This is a genomic window from Chryseobacterium sp. HMWF035, from assembly GCF_003094695.1.
Lineage (GTDB): Bacteria > Bacteroidota > Bacteroidia > Flavobacteriales > Weeksellaceae > Chryseobacterium > Chryseobacterium gambrini.
The window spans coordinates 1-11983 of the sequence record NZ_QEHP01000118.1; the positions used below are offsets into that span (position 1 = coordinate 1).

Annotated in this window: 12 protein-coding genes; 8 read left to right on the forward strand and 4 right to left on the reverse strand. The window is 34.7% G+C overall.

Going from position 1 to position 11983, the window contains the following annotated elements; all coding sequences use genetic code 11:
* Positions 1-203: 203 nt before the first annotated feature.
* The 3 genes from tatC to DD829_RS17545 all read right to left on the reverse strand — a co-directional run bounded on the left by tatC (position 204) and on the right by DD829_RS17545 (position 2561).
* Positions 204-1031 carry a twin-arginine translocase subunit TatC gene (tatC, locus tag DD829_RS17535; protein WP_185140322.1) on the reverse strand — a complete coding sequence of 276 codons (828 nt, stop codon included), beginning with the start codon at positions 1029-1031 and terminating at the stop codon, positions 204-206.
* Between the two features lie 76 nt (positions 1032-1107).
* Positions 1108-1593: a hypothetical protein gene (locus DD829_RS17540; RefSeq protein ID WP_108411712.1), complete on the reverse strand. Its 486-nt coding sequence runs from the start codon at positions 1591-1593 to the stop codon at positions 1108-1110.
* 8 nt (positions 1594-1601) lie between these two features.
* Entirely contained in the window at positions 1602-2561 is a 960-nt protein-coding gene (locus DD829_RS17545; protein WP_108411711.1) for an SIS domain-containing protein, read from the reverse strand.
* A gap of 159 nt (positions 2562-2720) precedes the next feature.
* Between DD829_RS17545 and recQ the strand changes: the two genes are divergently transcribed.
* From recQ to DD829_RS17585, 8 genes are all read left to right on the forward strand, one after another.
* Positions 2721-4925 carry a DNA helicase RecQ gene (recQ, locus tag DD829_RS17550; protein ID WP_108411302.1) on the forward strand — a complete coding sequence of 735 codons (2205 nt, stop codon included), beginning with the start codon at positions 2721-2723 and terminating at the stop codon, positions 4923-4925.
* 590 nt (positions 4926-5515) lie between these two features.
* On the forward strand, positions 5516-6595 hold the full coding sequence (locus DD829_RS17555; protein WP_108410997.1) for a glycosyltransferase: 1080 nt from the start codon (positions 5516-5518) through the stop codon (positions 6593-6595).
* 64 nt (positions 6596-6659) lie between these two features.
* Entirely contained in the window at positions 6660-7010 is a 351-nt protein-coding gene (locus DD829_RS17560) for a hypothetical protein (protein WP_116547995.1), read from the forward strand.
* Between the two features lie 28 nt (positions 7011-7038).
* A complete protein-coding gene (locus tag DD829_RS17565; protein WP_116547996.1) occupies positions 7039-7395 on the forward strand; it encodes a hypothetical protein in 357 nt (118 codons plus the stop codon).
* A 120-nt stretch (positions 7396-7515) separates the two neighbouring features.
* The gene (lpdA, locus tag DD829_RS17570; RefSeq protein ID WP_076389952.1) at positions 7516-8919 is read left to right on the forward strand and encodes a dihydrolipoyl dehydrogenase; all 1404 of its coding nucleotides are present in this window, start codon (positions 7516-7518) and stop codon (positions 8917-8919) included.
* Between the two features lie 94 nt (positions 8920-9013).
* Complete coding sequence (locus tag DD829_RS17575; protein ID WP_165796745.1) at positions 9014-9880, forward strand: DUF4476 domain-containing protein; 867 nt, start codon at positions 9014-9016, stop codon at positions 9878-9880.
* Between the two features lie 242 nt (positions 9881-10122).
* Positions 10123-10608, forward strand: a complete 486-nt coding sequence (locus tag DD829_RS17580; RefSeq protein WP_116547997.1) for a hypothetical protein — start codon at positions 10123-10125, stop codon at positions 10606-10608.
* A gap of 47 nt (positions 10609-10655) precedes the next feature.
* Positions 10656-11480, forward strand: a complete 825-nt coding sequence (locus DD829_RS17585; protein WP_108411391.1) for a S1 RNA-binding domain-containing protein — start codon at positions 10656-10658, stop codon at positions 11478-11480.
* 33 nt (positions 11481-11513) lie between these two features.
* Here the strand turns inward: DD829_RS17585 and DD829_RS17590 are convergent, their stop codons facing one another.
* Complete coding sequence (locus DD829_RS17590) at positions 11514-11897, reverse strand: helix-turn-helix domain-containing protein (RefSeq protein ID WP_228408235.1); 384 nt, start codon at positions 11895-11897, stop codon at positions 11514-11516.
* Between the last annotated feature and the right edge of the window lie 86 nt (positions 11898-11983).

The window sequence follows — 11983 nt, forward strand, 5'->3', positions numbered from 1 at the left end:
AAATACAATTAATTGGAAATCAAATAGTTAAATTAAAAAAACATTATTCAAAATAATAAAAAAAATCTTCCGACCATGACTAGCGGCTTTGCCGCCGCAAAACCTGAATCTTGAAAATGGCGAGTGCGAAAAGTACGATAAAGCTCCTGAAAAAGAAAAATCCCGCAGAAAATCTACGGGACTATATTTTGAATGGATAAAAATTATTTCTGAACTGCAGGTAAATTTCCAGCCGCTTTCTGAACTTTCTTATAGGTATACGAACACATGATGATACTGAATTCGTACAGTAAAAGCAGTGGAAATGCTGCCATCAACATACTTAAAACGTCTGCCGGAGTGATAATTGCTGCAACTACCATGATTAAAACAATCGCATGACGACGGTATGTTTTCATAAAGGTTGGTGTAAGAATTCCGATGGTAGTAAGGAAATAAATAAGAACCGGAAAAAGGAAAATTACGCCCATTCCTAAAACTACCTGTAAAAACAGAGTCGTATAATCGCTTAAATCATAAAGCGGAATAATAATATCGGAGATTTTGAAAATAACCCCGAAATTAACGGCAAAAGGAAGGATTAAATAATATCCGCATAAAACGCCCGTCATAAATAAAATCCAAACTGAATTGATGATAAAGATTGAATTTTTTCTTTCATTCGGATGTAAAGCGGGACTGATGAATCTCCAAAGTTCCCATACAATATAAGGAAAAGCCAAAACAATTCCTCCAAAAATGGAAACTGCCATCATCACATTAAACTGCTGGTAAAGCTTGCTTGCACGAACCGGAAAATCTTTCGGAAGGTGAATGCTGTCTTCGCCCAAAATCATTTTGGAAAAATGATTAACAATCTCAAAGGTGGCAAAATCATTTCGGGTAGGACCAAAGAAAACGTGATCCATAATCCAGTTGATATTGAAACCGATAATAACTGCAGCAATTATAATAGCGAGAATTGAACGGATGAGATGACCTCTTAGTTCACCAATATGTCCCCAAAAAGACATGTCTTTAGCATCACTCACAGGATAATATTTTTTTAAGATTTCAAATTTAGGAAAAAAGTTTCAGTAAAAGGAAGTTTAATATCAATACTGTGGACTAATTCTCTATTTTCATATCGTTGAGCAGATTTTTAGCAATTTTGCAGATTTCTTTCCATCGCTCATCCAGATTAAGGTCTACTTTTTCGAAAAACCATTCGTCCTCAGTAATTTTTGATACAGCCTCTTTAAATTGTAAAAGCTTAGGAACCGTTGCCGCACCGATCAGGTTGTTTCTCAGCATAGTTTTGAAAATTTCTTCGGTAAAGACAAATTCTATATCTTCTTCAAGTCTTCTGAATGGAAAATCTTCCGAGGCATTAGTTCTGAATTTTTCGGCATCATAAGTACACAGGACTAAAACTTTTACCAATATATCATAATATTCATTACTGTTTTCATCAAATGTATGTTCCGTGAAATAATTTATCTTTTGCTCCTTCTTTCTTGATATAGTATAAGTTCTGGGCTGGTCTGCGTGGTAATAGATATAATTTCTCAGGATATAAAATAAAAGACCTGCCAAGAGAAGTAAAAAATACATAACGGAGATTAATTAATTCCTTCATCCAGCAATTTATGCAGATCGATAATCCCGAAATATTTTCCGTTTTCCGTTACCACAAGCTGTCCGATATTATTGTCCTTTAATATTTTCATGGCTTCTTTAGCCAAAGCGTTTCTCTCGATGGTTTTCGGATGCGCAGACATGATGTCTTTTGCCAGAACTTTCGCAATATCATCACCTTTTAAGAGCATTCTTCTCAAATCACCGTCGGTAATCACCCCGATAATTTCGTCATTATTCGTTACAACTGTGATTCCGTGTCGGGAACCGCTGATCGAGATGATGACATCTTTTACCGTATCATTTTCTGTAACCTGAGGTTTTTGGGATGAAAGGAAATCATCTACTTTGGAAATTAAATTTTTACCCAGACTTCCTCCCGGATGAAATTTAGCAAAATCATTCGCCTTAAAATCATTCATTTCCATTAAAGCAATCGCCAAAGCATCTCCCAAAGCCATTTGCAGAGTGGTTGAACTTGTAGGCGCAAGTTTATTCGGACACGCTTCCTTTTCTACATACGTATCTAAAATAATTTCGGAAAATTCAGCAAGTTTACTGGATTTATTTCCCGTCATTCCTATTAATGCAGAAGAATAGTCTTTCAGGTAAGGAACCAGATTCACAATCTCAGGTGAATTTCCGGAATTTGAAATACACAACACAACATCCTGCTTCTGGATAACGCCCAAATCTCCGTGGATGGCTTCCGAAGCGTGTAAAAACTGAGAAGGGGTTCCTGTGGAATTCAGGGTGGCAACAATCTTATTTCCAACATGTGCCGATTTGCCGATTCCCACAACGATAAGTTTTCCCTTGGCAGAATGAATAATTTCTACGGCTTTCGCAAAATCTTCATTGAGTCTGGATTTAAGTTTTTCTAATTCTGAAATTTCTATTTCTAACGTACTTTTTGCGATTGAAATAATGTCGGCTCTTTCCATTTTTACTTTTACAGGCTATACGAAAAATCTCTTAAAAAACGTTATATTTTTAAAAGGATGTTTAATATAAATTTTATTTTTTATAAATTCGTTCGCTTTTATTTTAAGCGAAAAATTCATATCTTTGGGTTAGATGCAAATTTAGCAATAGAAAATTAGATGAGCGCAAAAAAAGCCAATTTATCAGGCGAATTGAAAAAATATTTCGGGTTTTCTACTTTTAAAGGACAGCAGGAACAGATTATAGAAAACCTTTTGAACGGGAAGGATATATTTGTTCTGATGCCTACAGGAGGAGGAAAATCCTTATGTTATCAGCTTCCGGCTCTTATTTCGGAAGGTACGGCAATTGTGGTTTCTCCGCTTATAGCGTTGATGAAAAACCAGGTAGATGCCGTGAACGGGCTTTCATCTGACGATGGAGTAGCACACGTTTTAAATTCATCATTAAACAAAACGCAGACCAAACAGGTTTTCGACGATATTAAAAGTGGTAAAACCAAACTTTTATATGTTGCCCCGGAATCATTAATTAAGGAAGACTATCTGGATTTTCTGAAAGATGTGAAAATTTCCTTCTTTGCCATTGATGAAGCACACTGTATTTCAGAATGGGGGCACGATTTCAGACCGGAATACCGAAACCTGAAATCCATTATCGATAAAATTGCCGATGTTCCGGTAATTGCACTTACCGCAACGGCTACACCAAAAGTTCAGGATGATATCCAGAAAACGTTGGGAATGACGAATGCTCTGGTTTTTAAAGAAAGCTTCAACAGACCGAATCTCTACTATGAAGTACAGCCGAAAGTAAACGTAGACAAGGAAATCGTAAAGTTCATCAGTCAGAATAAAGGGAAATCCGGAATTGTTTACTGTCTGAGCCGAAGAAAAGTTGAAGAATTTGCACAGCTTTTGCAGGTAAATGGTGTAAATGCACTGCCTTATCATGCAGGTCTCGATCAGAAAATAAGGGTAGCCAATCAGGATAAATTTCTGATGGAGGAAGTGGATGTGATTGTGGCAACTATTGCTTTCGGGATGGGAATCGATAAGCCGGATGTACGTTTTGTAATTCATTACGATTTCCCGAAATCTCTGGAAAGTTATTATCAGGAAACCGGTCGTGCAGGTCGTGACGGAGGAGAAGGTCATTGTCTCGCGTTCTACGATCCGAAGGATATTGAAAAACTGGAGAAATTTCTTGCACAGAAGCCTGTTTCCGAAAGAGAAATCGGATTACAGCTTCTCAATGAAGTGGTAGGATACGCCGAAACTTCGATGAGCAGAAGACAGTATATTCTGTATTATTTTGGGGAAAATTTTGATCCAATCAATGGTGACGGAGCAAAAATGTGCGACAATTCATCGAATCCGCCCAAATTAAAAGATGCAACAGACGATCTGAGAAAAGTTCTGGAGCTGATTAACGATACAGGAGAAAAATTTAAAGCCAAAGATCTGATCTCGGTCATCGCAGGAAAAGAAACTGCGGTTACCAAGTCTTATAAACTGGAGCAGACTTCTTATTTCGGTTTCGGAAAAGAAGAAAAAGACAACCACTGGAAAACAATTTTAAGACAGGCAACAGTTCAGAATTTTTTACAGAAAGATATTGAAACCTACGGCGTTTTAAAAATAGCTGAAAAGGGTAGATTGGTTCTTGATGGTAAACTGGAACATTCTTTTATGATTGCGGAAGACAGAGAGTTTGATTTAACGCAGACAAAAGCTGAAAGCGATCAGGTTCAGATGCAGTCCGGAGGCGGTCTGGATCAGAATTTATTCAATCAGCTTAAAGAATTAAGAAAAAAAGTTGCCAAAAAACACGGAATTCCGCCTTATACGGTGTTTATGGATCCGAGTTTGGAAGATATGACGGTTCAGTATCCGATTACGGTGGAAGAAATCACCAAAATCTACGGAGTCGGGGAAGGAAAAGCCAAGAAATACGGTAAAGAATTTGCAGATTTTATCAGTAAATATGTAGAAGACAACAATATCGAACGAACTCAGGATATGGTGCTGAAACAAGTGGCAAATAAGTCCAGCCACAAAGTTTTCATCATTCAGAGTACCGATAAAAAGATTGATCTTGAAGACATTGCAAGAGCCAAAAATCTTTCAATGGACGAATTGCTGAAGGAAATGGAACGTATTGTTTATCAGGGAACCAAACTGAATATCGATTATTATATTGAAGATAATTTTGATGAAGATATTGTTGACGGTTTCATGGAATTTATGAATGAATCTGAAAGCGACAGCATGAAAGTTCTGCTTGATGAATTTGGAGATGAGCTTTCGGATGAAGAGGTGAGAATGTTGAGAATAAAATTCATCAGCGATGTTGCCAACTAAATGAAAGATGTATTAAAATATCTTTTGTATATTATAATTTTCTTGATAGGATGCTATTTCCTTTTACTTCTTTTTGGGGTATTTATAGACTGGTTTCTTCAGGGAAAAAAATAAAAAAGAAGCTCTTCCCACGAGGAGTTTCTTTTTTATTTTAAGAAAAATACTCATTTAAGTGGTATTCGTAAAGTTTGTCATTCCGTAGGAATCTAAATGTAGTACTAGAAAATTTTATGTTGAGATTCCTACGGAATGACAAACTGAACAAATGAAAAAATTAAATAGAGTTTAATTTCATACTGAAATTATTAATCAGAATGTTTAAACTTAATAGCTATAATCGTCGCAAAGACGCAAAATATTCATTAAATACGGCCTTGTCTTAAGGCGCAAAGATATTTTATCTACGATAAAATTAGGCATCAATTCTTATTGGAAATCTTTGATTTTCTTACGCCTTAAAAGTTTAAGACTAATAAAGATCTTGCGTCTTTGCGTTTTCCAATAAGTATATTTTTATTTATAAAAAAGATTAAATAAACTCTATAGGTTTGGTTTGAAGGTTAAGAAAACTTTTTACTAATTTTACAGTGATGAAAAAGATTTCTGTCATATTTATTCTGCCGGATCTGGAAACCGGAGGCGCAGAAAGAATTGTTACCACCATTGCAAATCATCTCTCACGGGATCGTTTTGAGCCTAAGATATTGCTTCTGCGCAAACAGGGAGGTTATCTCAGTATTTTGAAAGATGACGTTGAAATCATTGATGTTAATACGGAAAGAATCAGACATTCCTTAAAACCTATTCTCAGGGAAATTTACCGCAGAAAGCCGGATATTGTATTTTCCGGATTTGGAGAAGTAAACGCTTATCTGTCTTTATTCATCAAAGTTTTTCCCAAGACAAAATTTATTGCAAGGGAAACCAATGTTGTTTCTCAGCACGTTACCAGAAAGGAAATTAAATTTTTCTACAACTTCTATAACAATTATGATACGATCATTGCGCAAAGTGATGATATGAAGCATGATCTGATGCTTAATTTTAAGATTAAGCCTTCGAAAATCGTTAAAATAAACAATCCTGTAGATTTTGATTTCATTGATGAAAAAATTAAAATTTCCCATAAACCGGAAAGTTTTAAATACGGCTATAAAAATGTTGTCGCGATCGGAAATTTATCGGCAAGAAAAGGTTTTGATAACTTACTGAAGGTATTCTCAAGGCTTAAAAACGAAAATATCCTGCTTCATATTTTAGGAGACGGACAGGATCGTGAAATCTTGCATCAAATGAAAGATTTTTTAGGTCTGAAAAATGTGATCTTTCACGGAAGACAGGAAAATCCTTATCAGTTTTTAAAATATGCAGACTTGTTTATTCTTTCGTCAAGATATGAAGGTTTTCCGAATGTTTTGCTTGAAGCCGGAGCTTGCGGAACGTATTCTTTAGCCAATAATTGCCCCGGAGGAATTACCGAAATCATTCAGGACGACACCAATGGTGAAATTGCGAATATTGAAAATTATGAAGAATTTTCACAGAAAATTATGAAAATTCTTCATGGAAATCACGAAAATGAAGTCATTAAAAATTCTATAAAATCCAGATTTTCCAAGAATATTATTTTAAATCAGTACGAAAAGGTGTTGCTGGATCTGATGAAATAACCGTCTTGAGTATTCAGCTAATATTTTTTAATTTTGGACTTTTAATTTCAGAAAACAATTAGTAATGATTAAAATCCAGAAACTGGGATGCGCCTGCGAAAAACCGACTTCCACCTATACAGAATTCAGAACGTCAGAACTGGGAATCGATCAAACGAACGGAAGATTTGCCGAAGTAAGCATTCAGCAGTGTAAACTTTGCCAGAGAATCTGGATCCGTTATTTTGTGGAATATGAAAGTTTTTCCAAATCTGGAAGATGGTACAAAGGAATTGTTTCTAAAAAAGACCGTCCTGACATAACTCCTGAAAATGCTGTAGAATATCTCGAAAGCCTTGATTGGTATGTTTACGGAGGCTCATATTTTGAAAGCACAGGAGAATTCGGACAGGGGAAACTGAAGTTGGATTTGTAAGGGTTTAGCATTATTTGATGAAATAAATATGAATAAGTTTGAAAAGCTAAAGCATTACAGGTTTATTAAAAAATTACGTTCAAATGCGATTGCTATTATAACAGATCAAATTGAGATGCACTCCGGATATTTTAAAATGCATTATCTTATTGGAAGAATAAATGATATCCAACCTTTAGATAACATTGATTTAAATATTTTAGAGAAATACTATAGCGAAATTCAATTTTACCCAGTCGGTGAAGAAAGAAAACTTTACAATACAGAGTATCTTATCAAACTTGATTCAAAATTAAAAATAGTAGACACGAAATATAAAAATTTACTTGATGAAAAATGTAAAGAAATCATTGAGAAATTTAAAGGCATTCAAGATTATTGTTGAAAAATTTTTATAACTCAGACTTCTCCTTAAAATTTGACAAATCTCACTTTCTCACGTGGTAATAAATCGTTAAATTTGTAAGCATAAGAAAGTTAATAATAAACAAATTCATAAAATAACATGAGTCAATTCGATGTTACCGTAATCGGTTCCGGTCCTGGTGGTTATGTTGCTGCAATCCGTGCTGCACAATTAGGTTTCACAACAGCAATTATTGAAAAATATCCAACTTTGGGAGGAACTTGTCTTAACGTGGGATGTATTCCGTCAAAAGCGCTTTTAGACAGCTCTGAGCATTTTGAGAACGCAAAACACAATTTTGCAGGTCACGGAATCATTATCAACGAGCCTCAAGCCGACATTGCAAGAATGATCGAGCGTAAAAATGAGGTGATTAAACAAAATACAGACGGAATCAGCTATCTGATGAACAAAAACAAAATCACTGTTTTTGAAGGTGTGGGTAGTTTCGAATCCGCTACTCAGATCAAAGTAACAAAAAACGACGGTTCTACAGAAACCATCGAATCCAAATATACCATCATCGCAACAGGTTCTAAACCTTCTTCTTTACCTTTCATCACGTTAGATAAAGAAAGAGTGATTACTTCTACAGAAGCTTTAAATCTTAAAGAAATTCCGAAACATTTAGTCGTAATCGGAGGTGGAGTAATCGGTCTTGAATTAGGTTCTGTTTATTTAAGATTAGGAGCTCAGGTGACAGTGGTAGAGTTTATGGATAAAATTATCCCGACAATGGACGGAGCGCTAAGTAAAGAATTAACGAAAGTTCTTAAAAAGCAGGGAATGAAATTCATGCTTTCTACAGCCGTATCCGCAGTGGAAAGAAACGGAGATACCGTAAAAATTACAGCGAAAGACAAAAAAGGAGAAGAAGTAACAGTAGAAGGAGATTACTGTCTGGTTTCTGTAGGAAGAAAGCCTTACACAGACGGACTTGGACTTGAAAAAGCTGGTGTTGAGCTTGATGAAAGAGGAAGAGTGAAAGTAAATGATCATTTACAGACTAATGTTGCCAACATTTACGCAATTGGAGACGTGGTGAAGGGAGCAATGCTGGCTCACAAAGCAGAAGAGGAAGGTGTTTTTGTTGCTGAAACGTTAGCAGGACAGAAGCCTCACATCAACTATAATTTAATTCCGGGAGTGGTTTACACTTGGCCTGAAGTTGCGGGAGTTGGAAAAACTGAAGAGCAGTTGAAACAGGAAGGAGTAGCTTATAAAGTAGGTTCTTTCCCGATGAGAGCTTTAGGAAGAAGCCGTGCAAGCGGTGATGTAGATGGTTTGGTAAAAATTATTGCTGACGAAAAAACAGACGAAGTTCTTGGAATGCACATCGTAGGAGCAAGAGCAGCAGATTTAATTGCTGAAGGAGTTATTGCTATGGAATTCCGTGCAAGTGCAGAAGACATCGCAAGAAGTTCTCACGCGCACCCTACGTATGCAGAAGCAATCAAAGAAGCGGCTTTGGACGCTACCGCGAAAAGACCAATTCATATGTAATTGATAAACAATCATATAAATAATAAAGAGAAATCAGATACTGGTTTCTCTTTTTTTTGGCATGAAAGTGGAGCTGGAGATTAAAAAAAGTGTTATGAAAAATATATTTATGAGTGTTTTGTTTCTTGTAGGAAGTTTTTCTTTCGCGCAGGAAGCAGGAAAAGCAGGTGAGCTTTTAAAAAACGAGGCTTCAAAAACAGAAATAGAATCTCCGAACGCAAAAAGAACGGAGAGCAGAAACAGCAATAATTCCGGATTCAGAAATCAGAACAGAAATAACAATGGATTCAGAGGTAAAAATCCAAATTACCAATGGAATCAGCAGTACGGATATTCAGAAGTTTTTCTGAGAATTCCAGAGCAGGGAATGTTCAGTGTGGAACTGGGAGATCAGTTTATTTCCAATAATTCCGGAAGATTCAGATTTTTTGATCTTCCGTCGGGAAGAATTCCTGTTTCAATTTATGAGAACGGATATCTGTTATACAGAACGACTTTAAATGTAAGAAACAACAGCAGATTGGTTCTTGATTTCTTTACCAATGAAGGATTGTTTTTATTAGATTCATATCCTGTTCAGAACCAGTCTTACGGATTTAATGACTGGAATGATGTCTGGAATAATCCCTACGGAAATTCGGGAGGATGGAATGATGGCGGAAGTTATGCCAATGTAATGGATAACAGTTCCTTCAGTGAATTTATGGATATGTTGAGAAAAAATGCAAGATTCGACGACAGTAAACTTTCTATGATCCGGCAGCAGATGCGTACAACCATGTTTACTTCCCAGCAGATCAGCGCTTTGGTAAAAGAAGTTAGTTTTGATAAAAATAAACTTTCACTGGCAAAATCTATGTTTTCAAAATGTGTAGATAAGCATAAATATTTTCTGGTTTACGATGCCTTCGATTTTGAAAGCAGCAAACGGGAATTGATGGAATTTGTACAAAATTCATAAAAAACAGTTTGAAATTAATATTAAACTTGTCTAAACTTTTTTACCGCAAAAGATGCAAAAGATTTTAACACTTTAGTTGTTTAAGTTTAATCCTTAATGGAAAGAAAGAGCACATAAGTTAAAAAAATCAAAGATTTTTCTTCTTTGCAGACTTTTGAAATACTTTACATAAATCCAATAAAGTCTTTTGTCTCTTTTGCGGTTAAATTTAAAATTGGTTTAAACAGCTTTATTTAAAAAATATGAGAGCATTTTTGTTAAGCTTTTTTATTTTTATTTCGGGTTACACTTTTAGTCAGAATATCAAGTCAATCAGTAAAAAGGTTTCGGAAATAAATAGTATTAAAAACATCAAAATTAAAACTGTTCCTTATTCCTATTTTCTGGATAAAAATCAGACTTCAGATAACGGAATTGAACTGAAAGGATTTTATAAAGATGGAAAACTTAAAAAAATAGAACATTTTGTAGGTCTTTCGGCATGGAATATCAGTACACAATATTTTTTCTCAGAAAATGATAAACTTATCTTTGTTTTGGCAAAAAAATATCAGATCATTGATGAGAATGGATATATAAAAAATCCTAAATTACTTTCAGAATCAAGATATTATTATACTGATGAAAGACTTGTAAAAGTAACAGGTATTGCTCAAAATCCCGATGTAGAAAACAGTTATTTGAAAGAGTCCAAAACCCTGAGAAGAGATTTGGAAGAATATAAATAGGTTAAAGATTTGATTTTCCTTACCTTTGCAGACTAATTTTATCATACATGCAATTCGGAAAAACTCAGACTTTAAAAATTTCAGATAAAAATAATTCGGGATGGATCTTAACAGACGAATCCGGAGAAAAGGCTTTTCTTCCTAAAATTTTCATTCAGGATGATAAGGAAATTGATGACGAAATTGAAGTTTTTGTATATCAGGATGATGGAAAATTAAAGGCAACCACAGAAATTCCTTTGGCAGAAGTAGGAGAGTTTGCCGTAATGAGCTGTGTACAAAGTCTTCCAAGCGGAGCTTTTATGGATTGGGGAATCATCAAAGATCTGTTTATTCCTTACAAACAGCAGAAATCTAAGATCATTGAAGGAAAAAGATATCTTGTCTATATTTATGTTGATGAAGATCTGGAACTGATTACCGGAACCACGAAATTCAAAAGAAATCCTCAATATCAGGATTTACCTTTCCAAAAAGGAGATCGTGTGGATTTAATTATGATGAATGAAAGTGAGTTGGGCTGGAATGTAGTCATCAACAAAAAATATATCGGACTCATCTACAATTCGGATGTATTCAAAAAGCTGTATCCGTTGTCTGAAGAATCCGGTTATATCAAAGAGATCCGCGAAGACGGAAAAATTGATGTTTCCTTACAGCCACAAGGTTTTGAAAATATTGATGAATTTAAAAAGAAAATTTTAGACAGACTAGAAGAAAACTACGGCTTGCTTCATCTTTCAGACAAATCGACTCCCGAAGAAATTAAAGACGAAGTTCAGATGAGTAAAAAGAACTTTAAAAAAGCCATCGGAGGATTGTATAAGGATAAAATTATCGATATTCTGGACGATAAAATTCGATTATTATAAACAAACGAGCGGAAAATTTTCCGCTCGTTTGTTTTATTTTTTGTCTTTTAAAAAGTTGATCTGTTCTTTCAGCATCTTAATTTGTTCATCTTTACTTTGGATCACCTTATCATATGTTTCTTTAATATCTTTAATTATATCCTTATAGTCATTATTAATTACTTCTACATAGCCGTTGCCATTACCTTCATTAGAAAGATTATGGATAGTATTTTTATTATTAATATCCAGAAGATTGGATAAATCTTCATCAAGAATTTCAGAAATTTTCATTAGTCTTTCTACACTTAGTTTAGTCTCTCCTGTTTCTATTTTGCGATATGCAGCCGGAGTTATATTTAATTCATAAGCCATATTTTCAAAAGTATAGCCTTTTTTACTTCTTTGTTGGGCTATTTTCTCAATAATTTTCTCCATTTCCATTGTTTATATTTATTTTTATCAAAAGTATATATTTTTTCACTAAAAGTAAGGTTTTTTTTATCAAAAGTATTTCCCTAGCT

Coding starts and splice junctions, on each gene's coding strand:
- DD829_RS17540 (WP_108411712.1), bottom strand. CDS start 1,593: ATGTATTTTTTACTTCTCTTGGCAGGTCTTTTATTTTATATCCTGAGA.
- DD829_RS17545 (WP_108411711.1), bottom strand. CDS start 2,561: ATGGAAAGAGCCGACATTATTTCAATCGCAAAAAGTACGTTAGAAATA.
- recQ (WP_108411302.1), top strand. CDS start 2,721: ATGAGCGCAAAAAAAGCCAATTTATCAGGCGAATTGAAAAAATATTTC.
- DD829_RS17555 (WP_108410997.1), top strand. CDS start 5,516: ATGAAAAAGATTTCTGTCATATTTATTCTGCCGGATCTGGAAACCGGA.
- DD829_RS17560 (WP_116547995.1), top strand. CDS start 6,660: ATGATTAAAATCCAGAAACTGGGATGCGCCTGCGAAAAACCGACTTCC.
- DD829_RS17565 (WP_116547996.1), top strand. CDS start 7,039: ATGAATAAGTTTGAAAAGCTAAAGCATTACAGGTTTATTAAAAAATTA.
- lpdA (WP_076389952.1), top strand. CDS start 7,516: ATGAGTCAATTCGATGTTACCGTAATCGGTTCCGGTCCTGGTGGTTAT.
- DD829_RS17575 (WP_165796745.1), top strand. CDS start 9,014: ATGAAAAATATATTTATGAGTGTTTTGTTTCTTGTAGGAAGTTTTTCT.
- DD829_RS17580 (WP_116547997.1), top strand. CDS start 10,123: ATGAGAGCATTTTTGTTAAGCTTTTTTATTTTTATTTCGGGTTACACT.
- DD829_RS17585 (WP_108411391.1), top strand. CDS start 10,656: ATGCAATTCGGAAAAACTCAGACTTTAAAAATTTCAGATAAAAATAAT.
- DD829_RS17590 (WP_228408235.1), bottom strand. CDS start 11,897: ATGGAGAAAATTATTGAGAAAATAGCCCAACAAAGAAGTAAAAAAGGC.